The sequence below is a fragment of the Serratia sp. ID 25-353 genome (assembly GCF_054792795.1).
Genome location: NZ_CM139236.1, coordinates 4,523,043 through 4,540,273, shown reverse-complemented (window position 1 = coordinate 4,540,273; position 17,231 = coordinate 4,523,043). Strand labels below are relative to the sequence as shown.

Below are 17,231 nucleotides of genomic sequence, written 5' to 3'. Positions count from 1 at the left end.
CAATGACTTCGCTTTATCTGGCCTCCGGCTCCCCACGTCGACGTGAACTGCTGACCCTGCTGGGCGTGTCGTTCGACATTCTGCTGACGCATACCGAAGAGCAGCGCCGGGAAGGCGAAGCCGCGGAAGCCTATGTGCGCCGCCTGGCTCAGGACAAAGCCAAAGCGGGCGTGGCGCTGGCGCAGGAGGATCGGCCGGTGCTGGGCGCCGACACCATCGTGGTGCTCAACGGCCGGGTGCTGGAGAAGCCGCGCGACGAAGCCCATGCGGCCGAAATGCTGGCGGCCCTGTCCGGCAAGCAGCATCAGGTGATGACGGCGGTGGCGATCGCCGATCGCCACGACGTGCGTTGCCAACTGGTGGTGACCGACGTGACGTTCCGCAGCCTGTCACAACAGGATATCCGCGACTATATTGCTACGGGCGAACCGATGGATAAGGCGGGCGCCTATGGAATTCAAGGAAAGGGTGGTTGTTTCGTCAGAACGATAACCGGGAGTTATCACGCGGTGGTCGGTCTGCCGCTGGTCGAAACACATGAGCTGCTCAGTAATTTTGTCGCATTACGTGATGTAAGAACCGGTTGATGGGCGCTGCCATTATCGACCGGCTCTGAGGAGAAGGCATGACAGCTGAGCTACTGGTTAATATCACACCGTCTGAAACGCGGGTCGCCTATATCGATGGCGGCATTCTGCAAGAGATCCATATCGAACGCGAATCCAAACGCGGCATCGTCGGCAATATCTATAAAGGACGCGTCAGCCGCGTTCTGCCGGGCATGCAGGCGGCGTTCGTCGACATCGGCCTGGACAAGGCCGCCTTCCTGCACGCCTCCGACATCATGCCGCATACCGAATGCGTCGCCGGCGACGAGCGGAAAAACTTCCACGTGCGCGACATCGCCGAGCTGGTGCGACAGGGGCAAGATCTGATGGTGCAGGTGGTGAAAGATCCGCTTGGCACCAAGGGCGCGCGCCTGACCACCGACATCACGCTGCCTTCGCGCTATCTGGTCTTCATGCCGGGCGCGGCGCACGTCGGCGTTTCGCAGCGCATTGAAAGCGAAGCCGAGCGCGAGCGCCTGAAATCCATCGTTGCGCCGCACTGCGACGAGCTGGGCGGCTTTATCATCCGCACCGCGGCGGAAGGTATCGGCGAGGAAGAGCTGGCGCAGGACGCCGCGTTCCTCAAACGCCTGTGGACGAAGGTGATGGAGCGCAAGAAGCGCAACCAGACCAAATACAAGCTGTACGGCGAGCTGGCGCTGGCGCAGCGCATCTTGCGTGATTTCGCCGGCGCGGCGCTGGATCGCATCCGCGTCGATTCGCGACTGACCCACGATCTGCTGGTGGAGTTTACCGGCGAGTACATCCCGGACATTACCAACAAGCTCGAGCTCTATACCGGTAGCCAGCCGATTTTCGATCTGTATGATGTGGAAAACGAGATCCAGCGCGCGCTGGAGCGCAAGGTGGAGCTGAAGTCCGGCGGCTATCTGATCATCGATCAAACCGAGGCGATGACCACGGTCGACATCAACACCGGCGCCTTCGTCGGCCACCGCAACCTCGACGAAACCATCTTCAATACCAACATCGAGGCGACGCAGGCCATCGCGCGCCAGCTGCGGCTGCGCAACCTGGGCGGCATCATCATCATCGACTTTATCGATATGAACAACGAAGAGCATCGCCGCCGGGTGCTGCACTCGCTGGAGCAGGCGTTGAGTAAAGATCGGGTAAAAACCACGATCAACGGCTTCTCTCAGCTAGGCTTAGTTGAAATGACGCGTAAACGAACGCGTGAAAGCATTGAACATGTGCTCTGCCACGATTGTCCTACTTGCAATGGGCGCGGCACCGTGAAAACGGTGGAAACCGTGTGCTACGAGATCTTGCGCGAGATTGTGCGCGTGCACCATGCTTACGATTCCGATCGCTTCCTGGTGTACGCTTCGGCGGCGGTCGGCGAAGCGCTGAAGAGCGAAGAGTCGCATGCGCTGGCCGAAGTGGAGATCTTCGTCGGCAAACAGGTGAAGGTGCAGATCGAACCGTTGTACAGCCAGGAGCAGTTCGACGTCGTCATGATGTAGCCCGCCCGACATCGGTAAGGGCCCGGCACGCCGGGCCCGTCAGTGCATAGATATTCCCGTTGCCAGGCAGCGGAGCAAGGAGAACTGCGTGAGGCGACTGCCTGGGATTCTGTTAGCAACAGGCGCCACCCTAATTGTGATTGTGGCGCTGCTGATCAGCGGGCTGCGCCTGATGCTGCCGAAGCTGAACGACTACCGTCCCCAACTGCTGGCGCAGGTGGAGAAGCTGTCCGGCGTGCCCGTGCGAATGGACTTCGTGCAGGGCAGTTGGGAAACGTTTGGCCCACAGCTTGAAATGCGCAACCTGAGCGCCACGCTGCCCAAAAGCGATGTGCATATCGAACGCGTGACGCTGGCGCTGGACGTGTGGCAATCGCTGCTGCACTGGCGCTGGCAGTTCCGCGATCTGACCTTCTATCAATTCCGCCTCGATCTGAACGCCACGCTGGGCGGAGACCGGCAGGGCGACGGCCTTGAGCCGGGTAAAATCAGCGATCTGATGCTGCGCCAGCTCGACCACTTCGATTTGCGCGACAGCCGTATCTCGTTCCTGACGCCCGCCGGCGCGCGCGCCGAATTCGACATTCCTCAGCTGACCTGGCTCAACGGCCGCGATCGCCACCGCGCCGAGGGGCAGATCAGCCTGTCGACGCTGAACGGCCAACACGGCGTGGTGCAGCTGCGCATGGACCTGCGCGATAATCAGGGCCTGCTGGACACCGGCACGGTCTACCTGCAGGCCGATAACATCGACATGAAGCCCTGGTTTACCCGCTGGCTGCGCGCCAACACCGGGCTGGAAAGCGCCGACTTCAGCCTGGCGGCCTGGCTGCAGGTGCAAAACGGCGAGATTGCCGGCGGCCATGCGTTGCTCAAGCAGGGGGCGGCCAACTGGGATACTGGCACCGCGCAGCACCGGCTGGACGTGGACAATCTGGCGCTGTCGCTACGCCGCCAGGGCACCGGTTGGCAGCTCGATGTGCCGCAGCTGCGGTTGAGCACTGACGGTCAGGCCTGGCCGCAGGGCGCGCTTTCCGCGCTGTGGTTGCCGGAAAACACCAAATTCATGGGGCCGGCGCAGAATGAAGAGCTGCGGGTGCGCGCGACCCACCTTCAGCTGGAGCGTCTGTCGGCGCTGCTGCCGACCTTCTCGTTCCTCAGCCCGGACGTGCTCGATCGCTGGAACGATCTGCAGCCGCAGGGGACGATGGAAGCCTTGGCGCTGGACATTCCGCTGAAGCAGCCGGAAAAGAGCCGTTTTCAGGCGCTGTGGCGTGATGTCAGCTGGCAGCATTGGGAACTGCTGCCCGGCGTCAACCACTTCTCCGGCGCGTTGAGCGGCGGGGTGGAGAACGGCCGCCTGACGCTGGGGCTGGCAGGCAGCACCTTGCCTTACGGCGATATGTTCCGTGCGCCGCTTGAAGTCAGCAGCGCGCGCGGCGCACTGACCTGGCGTTACAACGATCAAGGCTGGGAGCTGGCGAGCCAGGGGCTGGACGTCAAGGCGAAGTCGCTGTGGGTCAATGGCGATTTCCGCTATCAGCAGCCGGCCAAGGGCGATCCGTGGCTGAACATCCTGGCGGGCATCCGCCTGTATGACGGCGCCGACGCCTGGCGCTATTTCCCGGAACCGCTGATGGGCAAGCATCTGGTGGACTACCTGAGCGGCGCCATTCAGGGCGGCCAGGTGGATAACGCCACGCTGATTTATTCCGGCGATCCGCAGCACTTCCCGTACCGTAAAAACGAAGGGCAGTTCGAAGTCTTCGTACCGCTGCGTCATGCCACCTTCCAGTTCCAACCGGGCTGGCCGGCGCTGACCGATTTGGCGATCGATCTCGATTTCGCCAACGAAGGATTGTGGATGCATGCGCCGCAAACCCGGTTGGGCAAGGTGGCGGGCAAAAATATCAGCGCGGTGATACCGGATTACCTGAAAGAGCGGCTGCTGATCGACGCCGAAGTCGCGGGTGCGGGCAGCGACGTGCATGACTACTTCATGCAGACGCCGCTGCACGATTCGCTCGGGGCGGCGCTGGATCAGCTGCAGATTGGCGGTGATGTCAGTGGGCGCTTACATCTCGATATCCCGCTGGACGGCGAGCAGGTCAGAGCCACCGGCGAAGTGGCGCTGAACAACAACTCGTTGCTGATCAAGCCGCTGGACAGCGAACTGCAAAAGCTCAGCGGCAAGTTCCGCTTCGACAACGGCAACCTGCAGAGCGACCCGCTGTCGGCCACCTGGTTCGGGCAGCCGGTGGCGGTCAACTTCACCACCCAGGAAGGCGAGCGTGACTACAAGGTCAACGTCGGCCTGAAGGGCGACTGGCAGCCGGGCAAGTTCCCCGGCCTGCCGAAAGAGGCCGCCGATGCGCTCAGCGGCAGTACGCCCTGGCAGAGCCAGGTGGCCATCACGCTGCCGCATCAGGGCTCGGCCAGCTACGATATCGGCCTTGACGCAGACTTGAAAAAAGTGAGCAGTCACTTACCTTCGCCGCTGGATAAGGCGCCGGGTGAAGCGTTGCCGGTGAACGTCAAGGTCAAAGGCGGTCTTAACGGCTTCATGTTGGCCGGCAGTGCGGGCAAGCAGAACCGCTTCAACAGCGAATGGAACTTCGACAAAAAACAGGTGAATCTGGCGCGCGCCGCCTGGCAAACCAACGGTGGCGGCACGCCGCCGCTGCCGGCCGGCAAGTCGATGACGCTGAACCTGCCGGCGCTGGACGGCGAGCAATGGCTGGCGCTGTTGGCGCCGGCGCTGAAACAGGGCGGCGGCAGCGGTCAGGTGGGCGGTTTCAGCTTCCCCACCACCGTGGCGCTGACCACGCCGCAGCTGCTGTTGGGCGGCCAGGCCTGGCATAAGCTGACGCTGTCGGCCGAAAAACAGCTGGGTGCCACCGTGGTGAGCGCCAAGAGCGATGAAGTGGACGGCAGCCTGCGGGTGGCCGATCGCGGGCCGTGGCGCGCCGATATCAACTACCTGTATTACAACCCGCAGTTCGCCGAGACGAAAAACGCGGCGGGCACGCCGACGCCGCCGGCGGAGAAAGTTTCCTTCCGCGACTGGCCTTCGCTGATGCTGCGCTGCAAGTCGTGCTGGGTGCTGGGGCAGAACCTCGGCAGGGTCGAGGCGGATTTGAGCAATCGGGGGGACACCCTGACGCTGGATCACGGCTTGATCGACACCGGCAAAGGGCGCATGAGCGCCACCGGCCTGTGGAAGCAGAACGCGCAGGAAGAACGCAGCTCGTTGAAAGGCAAGCTGCTCGGCGGCAAGATCGATGAAACCGCCGCCTTCTTCGGCATCACTATCCCGCTGAAAGGTGCGCCTTACGACGTGGACTTCGATCTGTATTGGCACGGCGCGCCGTGGCAGCCGCAGGTCAATACGCTGAGCGGCGCGCTGCAGGTCAAGATGGGCAAGGGCGAGATCGACAGCATGGGCGGCGGCCGTGCCGGTCAGCTGCTGCGGCTGGTCAGCTTCGACGCCCTGCTGCGCAAGCTGCAGTTCGATTTCAGCGATACCTTCGGCAAAGGTTTCTACTTTGATTCCATCCGCAGCACCGCCTGGCTGAAAGATGGCATAATGCATACTGATAATCTATTGATCGATGGCCTGGCGGCGGATATCGCCATGAGTGGCCAGATCGATCTGGCGCGCCGCCGCATCGATATGGAGGCGGTGGTGGCGCCGGCGATTTCGGCGACCGTCGGCGTGGCCACGGCGTTTGTCGTCAACCCGATCGTCGGCGCGGCGGTATTTGCCGCCTCGCAGGTGCTGGGGCCGCTGTGGAGCAAGATTTCGCTGATTCGTTACCATATCAGCGGCGATCTCGATCAGCCGAAGATCAATGAGGTACTTCGTAAGGCAAAGGAGGATAAGGCGTCATGAGGAATGCTAACGTTGCGTTGTTGCAGTTGTGCAGTGGCGATCAGGTGCGCGATAACCTGGCCCAGATTGAACAGCAGATCAAGCAGCTCAATGCCGGGGTAAAACTGGTCATGACGCCGGAGAACGCGCTGCTGTTCGCCAACTCTGCGGCCTACCGCCAGCAGGCGGAAAAACAGGGCGATGGCCCGCTGCAGAACGCGGTGCGCGAGCTGGCGCGCCGCTATGGCGTGTGGTTGCTGGTGGGCTCGATGCCCTTGATCAGCCGCGAAAATCCGGAGCTTATCACCACCAGCAGCCTGTTGTTCGACGAGCAGGGCGAGATCCGCGCCCGCTACGACAAGCTGCACATGTTCGATGTGGACATCAACGATGCGCACGGCCATTACCGCGAGTCGGATACCTACCAGCACGGGCAGCACCTGACGGTGGTGGATACGCCGGTCGGGCGTTTGGGCATGACCATATGCTACGATCTGCGCTTCCCCGCGCTATTCCAGGCGCTGCGGGCGCAGGGCGCCGAACTGATTTCGGTGCCGGCGGCCTTTACCCGGGTCACCGGTGAGGCACATTGGGAAATCCTGCTGCGCGCTCGGGCGATCGAAAACCAGTGCATGATCCTGGCGCCGGCGCAGGTGGGGCGCCACGGGCCGACCCGCCGCACCTGGGGCCACTCGCTGGCTGTCGACGGCTGGGGCAAGGTGTTGGCCGAGAACGCGGACGCTGTGGCGGCACTGAAGGTGCGCGTGGACACCGCAAGCCTGCAGCCCTTGCGGCAACAGATGCCGGTATTGCAGCACAACCGATTCCAGACGTCGCTGACGGCGCCGTCTGACAAGCTATCCTCCAATCAAGAGTGAAACCATTATGAGTCTGACGTTTGTCAGTGAGCAGTTACTCGCTACCAACAAGCTGAGTCATCAAGACCTGTACCAGGTACTGGGTCAACTGGCAGAACGCCGTATCGACTATGCCGATCTCTATTTCCAGTCCAGCTATCACGAAGCCTGGGTGATCGAGGACGGCATCATCAAGGATGGCTCTTACAATATCGACCAGGGCGTCGGCGTGCGCGCCGTTAGCGGCGAGAAGACCGGCTTCGCCTATGCCGATCAGATCACCCTGAATGCGCTGCAGCAGAGCGCCCAGGCGGCGCGCAGCATCGTGCGTGAGCAGGGCGACGGGCGGGCGCACACCCTGGGCGAGATCGGTTACCGGGCGCTGTATCCGCTGCTTGATCCGCTGCAAAGCCTGCCGCGCGAAGAGAAAATCGCCCTGCTGCACCGCGTCGACAAGGTGGCGCGCGCCGCCGATGCGCGAGTGCAGGAAGTGAACGCCAGCATCACCGGCGTTTACGAGCAGGTGTTAGTCGCCGCCACCGACGGTACGCTGGCGGCGGACGTTCGCCCGCTGGTGCGCCTTTCCGTCAGCGTGCTGGTGGAGCAGGACGGCAAGCGTGAGCGCGGCTCCAGCGGCGGCGGCGGCCGTTTCGGTTACGACTATTTCCTGGAAAGCGTCGACGGCGACGTGCGTGCCGATGTCTATGCCCAGGAAGCGGTGCGCATGGCGCTGGTCAATCTCGGTGCGGTAGCGGCGCCGGCCGGCAATATGCCGGTGGTGCTGGGGGCCGGCTGGCCGGGCGTACTGCTGCACGAGGCGGTGGGCCATGGCCTGGAAGGCGACTTCAACCGGCGCGGCACCTCGGTGTTCAGCGGCCATATGGGCGAGCTGGTGGCTTCCGAGCTGTGCACCGTGGTGGATGATGGCACCCTGCAAGGGCGCCGCGGCTCGCTGGCGATCGACGACGAAGGCGTGCCGGGCCAGTACAACGTGCTGATCGAAAACGGCGTGCTGAAAGGCTACATGCAGGACAAGCTCAACGCGCGGCTGATGGGCGTCGCGCCGACCGGCAACGGCCGCCGCGAGTCCTATGCACATCTGCCGATGCCGCGCATGACCAACACCTACATGCTGGCGGGCCAATCGACGCCGGAAGAGATCATCGCCAGCGTTGAGTACGGCCTATACGCGCCGAACTTTGGCGGCGGCCAGGTGGACATCACTTCCGGCAAGTTCGTGTTCTCCACCACCGAAGCCTACCTGATCGAGAAGGGCCGCATCACCAAACCGGTGAAAGGGGCGACGCTGATCGGCTCCGGCATCGAGGCGATGCAGCAGATCTCGATGGTCGGCAACGATCTGGCGCTTGATAAAGGCGTGGGCGTATGCGGCAAGGAAGGCCAGAGCGTGCCGGTGGGCGTTGGCCAGCCGACGCTGAAACTGGATACGCTGACCGTCGGCGGCACGGCGTAATCTTTCCTCAAGGGGCCATGCACCGGCCCCTTGTTCATTCCCCATTTTGAGTTTTTTCTCGCCCGCGCAAAGAGTGCTGTGCGGCGATGATGCCGAGAAAGATGACGATGGCGTGCTTTGGTGTGTCTACCCAGCGTTGGTTGCTGTTGCTGGGCGTTTTGTCCCTGACGGGCTGTGCCCGTTCCGATGCGCTGTGGGGCGTGGTCGATAAGCTCTGCATGGCCAACTATCAGCAAAAGCGCGATCCGGCTCCGTGTGAGCAGATTTATATGCCGCAGGGGAAAGCGCAGGGTTTCAGCGTGCTGCAAAACCCGCGTTATCCCTACCACTTCATTCTGGTGCCGACGGCGCCGCTTTCCGGTATTGAAAGCCCGCTGCTGCTGGCCGGGGAACGGACGGACTATTTTGGCTATGCATGGCTGATGCGTTACCGGCTGGCCGCCGAGTATGGCGGGCCGGTGCCGGACGACAGGCTGGGCATGGCGATCAACTCCGCTTATGGCCGCAGCCAGAACCAATTGCATATTCATCTGACCTGCCTGCGCGAAGATGTACGGCGCCAATTGCAGGCGGAACGCCCCTATATTCAGGAACAATGGCGGCCTTTGCCGGATAAACTGTTGCGCCACACCTACTATGCCCGCCGCGTGATGCAACCGACCGCGATGGGCATCTACCCGATTAAGGATCTTGCGGATTATTTTCATCTGTCGCCGCAGCAGCTGGCGGAGTATGGCGTGGCCATTGTTCCGACCACGTTTGCCGGCCAACGGGGGTTTATCTTGCTGGCCTCGAAGCGTGGCTGGGACGTTGGCAACCGCGCCTCGGTAGAATCGCTGCTGGATAAAACATGCGCGATTTTGCCGCGTTAATCTCAAGCATTTCTCGCTACACGATACTGATTAGCCGGCCTGTGCAGGTGTATCAGTCATTACCTCTGCAGTTCCCCCTTTCGCCAGTCATGCTTGGCAATGAGAGCCAGGGATTTGGTATAATTTAGTTACATTTTTCTTGAGTAAGGGTATTGTTTGGAGTACTTTAAATGGCCGGAACTGATGGTCATGAATAAGCATTTTGATGGTGTTAATTTAATCGATATAATCACCGATAGCTTCAATGAATATTGGATGGTTACAAATTCAATCTGTCCGATAGTTCATTGATTTACGAGTCTTTCACTGTTTTTATATTGATTTCATTCAGCCTGTGAGTGGCTGATGATTTTAATTTAAAAATACCGTAAGGTGCCGGTTAATAAATAAACTGTGGTTTCATTTGACTGTATTGTTGCAGGTATTCATTTATCCATTGATGAAAGTTATCAAAATTACTTTAATATGGAGGTTGTATGAAAAGGGTTTCCAAGTTGTTAATCGCATTTTCCGTGGCAGGGGCCTTAGTGGGATGTGCGCGCACAGCGCCGGTTGATAATGTTCATTCGACAGTTAGTGCCGGGCATAGTGAAGCTCAAGTCAGAAGCGCAATCCTTAAGGCGGGCGCCCAGCGCCAATGGATCATGAATGATGCAGGGCCGAGTGTCATCAAGGCGCGTCAGCAAAACCGCAATCACAGTGCAGAGGTGCGTATTACCTACTCGGCAACGGCTTATTCTATCGATTATGACAGCAGCCAGAATTTGCTTGCTTCTCAAGGTAAGATTCATAAAAACTATAATCGTTGGGTACGCAATCTGGATAAAGATATTCAGGTTAACCTCGCCACGAATGCAGTGCAGTAATATCTTTTTAGTCGGGCCAAGTATGGCCCGATAAATATTTTTAGCACAGGACGCTTATCATCGTTATGTATGAACAAGACACCTTTAATGCGCTTGATGCCATAACTGAAGCGCAACGCATTGCTTTTGCTCCCATGCTGTTTCAAACGGCGCTTTGTTTGCGCAATGGGGGGGTGTTGGCCTATCTGGATAAGCAAGGTGAACAAGGCGCGTTTCTGGATGAAATCGTTGCTAATAGCAGTCTGAATGATTATGCCACCAGCGTGCTGTTGGATATGGGGTTGAGTGGTCGCATCATTACCTGCCGCGACGAGCGCTACCGCCTCACAAAAGTGGGGCACTTCCTGCTGCATGACACGATGACCCGTGTGAATATGGATTTCACACAGGATGTCTGTTATCAGGGGTTGTTCTTTCTGACGCAAGCGCTAAAGGAGTCCAAACCTGCGGGTCTCCAGGTGTTCAGTGACACGGAAACTATCTATCCTGTGCTGTCCCAGTTACCATCTCCAGCTCGTGAAAGTTGGTTTGCATTCGATCATTACTACTCTGATGCGGCCTTTCATGCTGCGTTGCCGCATATTTTCGCCGGCCAACCTCTAAGCCTGTACGATGTCGGAGGAAATACGGGAAAATGGGCGCTGCGTTGCTGCCAATACGATGACGATGTCACGATTACGATACTGGATTTACCGCAACAAATTGCACTTGCCCGCCAAAATGTCGAAAATGCCGGTTTTTCTCACCGCATTGGCTTTCATGCGGTTGATATGCTCAAAGATGCCACATTGCCTGGCGAAGCGGATATCTGGTGGATGAGCCAGTTCCTCGACTGCTTCGCTCCGCAGCAGATAATTGGCATGTTGGAGCGTATCGCCAAGGTGATGAAACCTGGTGCTCGGTTGTGTGTTATGGAGCTGTTCTGGGATGCGCAAAAATTTGAGGCGGCCTCATTCAGCCTGAACGCCACGTCGCTTTATTTTACCTGCATGGCTAACGGCAATAGCCGTTTTTACAGCGTAGAGAAATTTTATCGCTACTTGGAAACGGCAGGATTTGAGGTTGAAAAGCGCGTCGATCATCTCGGTGTTGGTCATACCTTACTCATATGCAAGAAAATTTGACTTAAAAAGAGGCGTCAATTTGGCGCATTGTGCCAGAGATTACGGATACACCACGGATTTGCGTTAATGAAATTTGCCTTGAACATAGTCGACTGGCAGGCTCGAGCACCGGGTCTGAGCGCAGCGACCCAGTGGCTTGCATGGGCGCGCCAACCTGATGCCATTGATCCGAGCGCGCCTCAGGCGTTGCCTGATGAATTGCCGATGATGGTCGCCCGTCGCTTGAGCTCCGGCAGTAAGCTGGCGGTTGATTGCGGGCTCTCTTTGCTGCGTCGTCATGCCGTTGACGCCGTGCTTTATACCAGCCGTCACGGGGAACTGGAGCGTAACTACCGTATCCTTCATGCATTGGCGACCGGCCAGGCTGTTTCACCGACGGACTTTACCATGTCGGTTCATAACTCCGCGGTTGGAAATCTGACGATCGTTGCCAAGCAACCGATCGTATCCTCTTCGCTTTCCGCCGGCATGGATACGTTCCAGCAAGGGCTTTGTGAAGTGGTTTGCTTGCTGCAGGCCGGCCATCAACGTGTATTGATGGTGGATTTTGATGGTGTGATCCCAGCGTTTTACCATCCGGGGCTTCCTGCGCAAATGCCCACCTGGGCGTATGCCGTGGCGCTGTTGTTTGAGCCGGGGGATATGCTGCAATGCTCCACGGAGAGTGATTATGCAGGCAATGAAGTGTCTTTGCCGCAAAGCTTGCAGTTCTTAAGGCACTATCTCGCGCAGACGCCCCACTTTACGATTGACGGAGAACGGCTGCAGTGGCGTTGGAGTCTCATGAAATGAACGCTGTAACCGGATTAAACCGTATCTGGCGCTTGGTCATGACCGGGTTTTGCTTCGCATTATTTGGGCTCGGTGGGCTGCTGCTTTCCCTGACCTGGTTTAATTTGCTCTTGCTTGTTATACGTGATGACAATAAGCGCTGCCGCATAGCGCGGCGCAGTATTTCAGCCAGTTTTCGATTGTTCTTAACGGTAGCGAGGAGCATTGGCGTATTGGATTACCGTATCCATGGCGCCGATTGCCTGCGTAATGAACGCGGCTGTCTGGTGGTGGCGAATCATCCTACGTTGATTGATTATGTGCTGCTGGCTTCCGTGATGCCGGAAACGGATTGCCTGGTGAAAAGCGCATTACTGAGAAATCCGTTTGTCAGCGGGGTGATTCGTGCAGCGGATTATCTGGTTAACAGTCAGGCTGAGACTTTATTGCCACAGTGTCAGGAAAGATTGGGGCGCGGAGACACCATTTTAATTTTTCCTGAGGGCACGCGTACCGAGCCGGGGAAAAAGATGTCTCTGCAGCGCGGGGCGGCCAATATTGCCGTCCGCTGCCGCCGCGATCTGCGTATTGTGGCGATTTGCTGCAGTGAGCATTTATTGGATAAACAGAGCAAATGGTACGATGTCCCCCTTACAAAGCCGCTCTTTGAGATCAAAGTACGCGGTCGAGTGCCGATCGATCATTTTTATGATGGCAAAACACCAGAGCCGGCATTGGCGGCCAGGCAGCTGAACCGGCACCTTTCGCAACAATTACAATTCGTTGAAACACCTTTTTCGGGACTTAATGATGCAAGCGCTTTACCTAGAAATTAAAAATCTCATTATTGATACGTTGAATTTGGAGGAGCTGACGGCGGATGATATTGAAACGCAGGCGGCTCTGTTCGGGGAAGGATTAGGTCTGGACTCAATCGATGCGCTTGAACTCGGGCTGGCGGTAAAAAATAAGTACGGCATCGTGCTTTCCGCCGAAAGTGAAGAAATGCGCCAGCACTTTTACTCTGTAGCAACGCTGGCTTCTTTTATTCATTCGCAACGAGCCTGAGAAAGAGTCCGCCATGACAGAACAACACGCTATTTATGAAGAAGTCTCCGCGCTTCTGATCAAACTCTTTGAAATTGATCCCGCGTCGATTACGCCTGAAGCCCGCTTGTATGAAGATCTTGAGCTCGACAGCATCGATGCGGTCGACATGATTGTGCAATTGCAAAAGAAAACCGGCAGGAAGATCAAACCGGAAGAGTTTAAAGCTGTGCGAACCGTTCAAGATGTCGTCGAAGCGGTAGAACGTTTGCTGCGAGAAGTCTGATCCATCGTGCAAGGGAAAAGGTTGTCGGTACTTCAGGTCATGATGGCGCTAATCGTGTTAGCTTGGCCGTTTTTGGTTTGGTTTGGCCTGCTGCATGGAGGCCTGCATTGGCTGCTGCCATCGATGGCGCTGATGCTGTTTCTACGCTTACGTCAGCTGCGGCGAAAAGCCGGGCCGATGCATCGCATTATGCAGAGTGTGGCATTGGCGGGGATTGCGTTATGCGTTACCAGCGCGCTGTTACGCGCTCATCAGCTGCTGCTGTGGTGGCCGGTCATTGTCAATGTGGTGATGCTGTTTGGCTTTGGCGGTTCGCTGCGGAGTGATATGCCGTTGGTCGAGCGTTTGGCTCGGCTGCGCGATCCGCAGTTGCCCCCTGCAGGCGTTCGTTATACGCGTCGTGTTACCCAGGTCTGGTGCATCTTCTTCGTGTTCAACGGCTCCATGGCCTTCTTAACCGCCTTGCATGGAGATATGGCGCTTTGGACAATGTGGAACGGCATGATTGCTTATCTGCTGATAGGCGCGCTGATGGCCGGCGAATGGTTGGTGCGTCGTCGCATAATACGGCGAGATGTGCGATGACTCCCCCTCTTTCACTGTCGCAATGGTTAAGTGCATCGCGCCCCGATGAGACGCCCATTGCTTGGCTTGGCGAACAGACCTGGACACTCGGTCAATTGCGCTATGACGTATCGATATTGCTCGATCGCTTGCATCAGCAAGAAGCCGAACGCTGGGCGCTGTGCTTTGAAAACAGCTACCTGTTAATTGTGGCGTTGTTGGCTGTCTTGTACGCCGGCAAAACACCGGTGATCCCAGGGCATCGCCGGGTCTCACTGCTTGAAGAGCAACAGTCGCTGTTTAACGGCGTGTTAAGTGATGCCGAACTGTGCTGGAGTGGGGCGCTGCTCGTTGTGGAATCAGCCCAAAAACCGGCGCCGACGAAGATCTGTCTGCCGGCGCTCACCGATGACGCCAGCATCGAACTGTTTACTTCCGGATCCACCGGGCAACCCAAAAGAGTCGTTAAGCGGATCGCGGTTCTGGATGATGAAGCCAGGCTGTTAGCGACCCGCTTTTCTGGGCAGTTGGACGGTTGTCGTGTGGTGGCATCGGTGGCTCCCCTGCATCTCTATGGCCTCACGTTTAGCATTTTCTTGCCTATGTCGCAGGGATTGCCTCTGCATGCGGCAATGCTTCATTACGTCGAACAGTTGGCTGCTTTTGATCGTTCATATCGCTATCTGTTTGTCAGCAGTCCTGCTTTCCTCAAACGACTCGATCCCCGGTTGGCTGCGCCATCGGTCAGCATGATTTTCTCCGCAGGCGGCATGTTGCCATGGAAAGACGTTATGGCGACGCAAGCGTGGCTCGGCGTCTGGCCGGATGAAATTTACGGCAGTACTGAAACCGGCATTCTTGCCTGGCGCTACCGCGAACAAGATGACATTCCGTGGCAACTTTTTCCGGGGGTGACGCTCACGGCAGAGGGCGATGCCTTCCGCGCCGTATCACCGTTGATTGCGCAACCTGACGGGCAATTATTGGATGATGAGCTGCAGTTTATCCAGCATGGTCGTTTCCGTTTGCATGGGCGCCGTGGACGAGTGGTGAAAATTGAAGAGAAACGCATCTCACTGAGTGAAGTAGAACGTCGGCTGATAGCGCTGGACGGCATTCAGGATGCGGCGGCGGTGCCGATTTTTCGTCGAGGACGCCAAGGTATCGGTGCATTGCTGGTATTAGATCGTGAGCGGCAGGATGCCTGGCGAGAAAAGCATGGCAACGCGTTGGAGTTGTCGTGGCGTCGTGCACTGTTGCCGTGGCTTGAGCCGGTGGCTATTCCTCGTTATTGGCGGGTGGTTGATGAAATCCCGGTAAACAGCATGAATAAGCGCGTTGATACGCAATTACAGGAGTTTTTCAATGACGCCCCATAAAATCGAATGCTACCAGCCGCAGCCTGGTCAAGCCGAGATCACCTTTTCTCTTGAGCCGGAAATGTTCTGGTTCAAAGGGCATTTCGCCGTGCAGCCGCTGTTACCGGGCGTAGCGCAACTCGACTGGGTCATGCATTTTTCCGCGATGCTGCTCGCGCCGGGTTTTCACTTCCACAGTATTCAGAACGTCAAATTTCAGGCGCCGTTGTTGCCGAAAAATCGAGTGACGCTGAGGCTCAATTGGCATGAGGAGCGTGGCAGCCTTACTTTCGCTTACCTGCGGCATGATGGCGCAACCCTTCATACCGCCAGCAGCGGGAAAATCCGGTTATGTCGTTGAGTTATTTGCCCTGCGTCGTGATCCCCTGCTACAACCACGGCGCGATGATGGCGCGCGTACTATCGCGTCTTGAGCCCTTGGCCTTGCCCTGCATTATCGTCGATGACGGCAGCGATGCCACTACGCGGCGTGAGCTTGATGCTCTGGCTGAGCAATACGAACGTGTGATTTTGGTTCGTCAGGATGTCAACGCGGGTAAGGGCGTGGCCGTTATTCGCGGTTTGGAGGCGGCAGCATGCGCTGGTTTTACCCATGCGGTGCAGGTCGATGCCGATGGGCAACATGCGATTGAAGACATCCCTGCACTGTTAGCGCTCAGCGAACGGTATCCGGAAGCGCTGATTTCCGGGTTGCCGATATACGATGATTCCGTGCCGCGATCGCGCCTCTACGGACGTTGGGTGACGCATGTTTGGGTATGGATTGAAACGCTTTCTCTGCAGTTGAAAGACAGTATGTGCGGCTTTCGCGTTTACCCGTTAGCCCCGACTTTGCGGCTCGCCGGGCGCGTTTCACTGGGGAGGCGGATGGATTTCGATACGGAGGTGATGGTGCGCCTTTATTGGCAGGGTAACACCAGCTATTTCGTCCCGACGCGAGTGACTTATCCCCTGGACGGGGTATCGCATTTCGATACGTTGAAGGACAACGTTCGTATCTCGATAATGCACGCCCGGTTATTTTTCGGCATGTTGCCGCGTATTCCTTCTCTGCTGTGTCGCAGCACAAATGCGCATTGGGCGAAACAAGCGGAAGTGAAAGGAATGTGGGGCATGCGCTTCATGTTAGCGGTGTGGCGGTTGCTCGGTCGCCGCGCATTTTCGCTTTTGCTGTGGCCGGTAGTTGGCGTCTACTGGCTGAGCGCGGCGGCGCCGAGACGGGCATCCCGGCAGTGGATTGCGCGCGTACGTCAGCAGCTTGTTTTGCGGCGGCAGGCAATTCCCCCGCATCTGAATAGCTACCGCCACTTTTTGCGATTTGGGCACGCCATGTTGGATAAGGTCGCCGGTTGGCGGGGAGAGCTGAAATTGGGGCGAGATATCGTTTTTGCTCCGGGGGCGGAAGAGGCACTCAACAGCGGCAGTACGCAGGGCAAGCTGTTATTGGCTTCACACCTGGGGGATGTGGAGGCGTGTCGGGCGCTGGCGCAGCGGCAAGGTGGGAAAGTGGTGAACGCCCTGGTCTTCAGCGAAAACGCCCAACGCTTTAAACAGGTGATGGAAGAAATGGCACCGCAGGCGGGAATAAACCTGCTCCCGGTGAATGACATTGGCCCTGAAACGGCAATGTTGCTGAAGGATAAATTGGATCGCGGCGAGTGGGTGGCTATCGTTGGCGATCGCATTGCGGTAAATCCGCAGCGCGGTGGCGATTGGCGCGTCAGCTGGAGTTCGTTTATGGGGCAGCCGGCGCCTTTCCCGCAAGGGCCGTTTATTCTAGCCGCATTGCTGCGTTGCCCAGTGTTGTTGATTTTTGCTTTGCAACGGGAGGGAAAACTGCACATACATTGTGAGGCTTTCGCCGATCCGCTGCCATTACCGCGCGCTGAACGTCAACAGGCCCTTCAGGTGGCTATAGACCGCTATGCTGCCCGTCTTGAATATTTCGCGCTGATGTCCCCGTTGGACTGGTTTAACTTTTTCGATTTTTGGCGGCTGCCTGACACCGCCGATAAGGAGTAATGG

16 protein-coding genes are annotated in these 17,231 nt (G+C 57.8%); all 16 read left to right on the top strand.

Annotated features, from left to right (window positions below; genetic code table 11):
- Positions 1–2: 2 nt before the first annotated feature.
- The 16 genes from ACYF6X_RS21850 (at position 3) to ACYF6X_RS21775 (ending at position 17,228) form a co-directional block, all read left to right on the top strand.
- Positions 3–587 (top strand): Maf family protein, encoded by a 585-nt coding sequence (locus ACYF6X_RS21850; RefSeq protein ID WP_048321988.1) that lies wholly within the window; start codon positions 3–5, stop codon positions 585–587.
- 38 nt (positions 588–625) lie between these two features.
- Entirely contained in the window at positions 626–2,095 is a 1,470-nt protein-coding gene (gene rng / locus ACYF6X_RS21845; protein WP_063988560.1) for a ribonuclease G, read from the top strand.
- Between the two features lie 88 nt (positions 2,096–2,183).
- Positions 2,184–5,987 (top strand): AsmA2 domain-containing protein YhdP, encoded by a 3,804-nt coding sequence (yhdP, locus tag ACYF6X_RS21840; RefSeq protein ID WP_130017710.1) that lies wholly within the window; start codon positions 2,184–2,186, stop codon positions 5,985–5,987.
- Positions 5,984–6,844, top strand: coding sequence for a deaminated glutathione amidase (gene nit1 / locus ACYF6X_RS21835; RefSeq protein WP_047729770.1), 861 nt, complete (start codon positions 5,984–5,986; stop codon positions 6,842–6,844). Before yhdP ends, nit1 begins: the two co-directional genes overlap by 4 nt.
- 7 nt (positions 6,845–6,851) lie before the next feature.
- Complete coding sequence (gene tldD, locus ACYF6X_RS21830) at positions 6,852–8,297, top strand: metalloprotease TldD (RefSeq protein ID WP_130017711.1); 1,446 nt, start codon at positions 6,852–6,854, stop codon at positions 8,295–8,297.
- A 107-nt stretch (positions 8,298–8,404) separates the two neighbouring features.
- Positions 8,405–9,169: a CDP-diacylglycerol diphosphatase gene (locus ACYF6X_RS21825; protein WP_063988751.1), complete on the top strand. Its 765-nt coding sequence runs from the start codon at positions 8,405–8,407 to the stop codon at positions 9,167–9,169.
- A gap of 476 nt (positions 9,170–9,645) precedes the next feature.
- Positions 9,646–10,035: a hypothetical protein gene (locus tag ACYF6X_RS21820; RefSeq protein WP_063988563.1), complete on the top strand. Its 390-nt coding sequence runs from the start codon at positions 9,646–9,648 to the stop codon at positions 10,033–10,035.
- Between the two features lie 65 nt (positions 10,036–10,100).
- Positions 10,101–11,159 (top strand): methyltransferase, encoded by a 1,059-nt coding sequence (locus tag ACYF6X_RS21815; protein ID WP_107227099.1) that lies wholly within the window; start codon positions 10,101–10,103, stop codon positions 11,157–11,159.
- Between the two features lie 66 nt (positions 11,160–11,225).
- Positions 11,226–11,951 carry a beta-ketoacyl synthase chain length factor gene (locus tag ACYF6X_RS21810; protein WP_063988565.1) on the top strand — a complete coding sequence of 242 codons (726 nt, stop codon included), beginning with the start codon at positions 11,226–11,228 and terminating at the stop codon, positions 11,949–11,951.
- Positions 11,927–12,766 carry a lysophospholipid acyltransferase family protein gene (locus tag ACYF6X_RS21805; protein ID WP_074181137.1) on the top strand — a complete coding sequence of 280 codons (840 nt, stop codon included), beginning with the start codon at positions 11,927–11,929 and terminating at the stop codon, positions 12,764–12,766. The genes ACYF6X_RS21810 and ACYF6X_RS21805 overlap by 25 nt, the downstream gene beginning before the upstream one ends.
- Positions 12,741–12,998 (top strand): phosphopantetheine-binding protein, encoded by a 258-nt coding sequence (locus tag ACYF6X_RS21800; RefSeq protein ID WP_049204340.1) that lies wholly within the window; start codon positions 12,741–12,743, stop codon positions 12,996–12,998. The genes ACYF6X_RS21805 and ACYF6X_RS21800 overlap by 26 nt, the downstream gene beginning before the upstream one ends.
- A 13-nt stretch (positions 12,999–13,011) precedes the next feature.
- Complete coding sequence (locus ACYF6X_RS21795; protein WP_063988567.1) at positions 13,012–13,263, top strand: acyl carrier protein; 252 nt, start codon at positions 13,012–13,014, stop codon at positions 13,261–13,263.
- 6 nt (positions 13,264–13,269) lie between these two features.
- Entirely contained in the window at positions 13,270–13,848 is a 579-nt protein-coding gene (locus tag ACYF6X_RS21790) for a COG4648 family protein (RefSeq protein WP_130017712.1), read from the top strand.
- Positions 13,845–15,206 carry an AMP-binding protein gene (locus ACYF6X_RS21785; protein WP_130017713.1) on the top strand — a complete coding sequence of 454 codons (1,362 nt, stop codon included), beginning with the start codon at positions 13,845–13,847 and terminating at the stop codon, positions 15,204–15,206. Before ACYF6X_RS21790 ends, ACYF6X_RS21785 begins: the two co-directional genes overlap by 4 nt.
- A complete protein-coding gene (locus tag ACYF6X_RS21780) occupies positions 15,193–15,546 on the top strand; it encodes an ApeI family dehydratase (RefSeq protein WP_063988570.1) in 354 nt (117 codons plus the stop codon). The genes ACYF6X_RS21785 and ACYF6X_RS21780 overlap by 14 nt, the downstream gene beginning before the upstream one ends.
- Complete coding sequence (locus ACYF6X_RS21775) at positions 15,537–17,228, top strand: glycosyltransferase family 2 protein (protein WP_107227097.1); 1,692 nt, start codon at positions 15,537–15,539, stop codon at positions 17,226–17,228. The genes ACYF6X_RS21780 and ACYF6X_RS21775 overlap by 10 nt, the downstream gene beginning before the upstream one ends.
- Positions 17,229–17,231 lie beyond the last annotated feature (3 nt).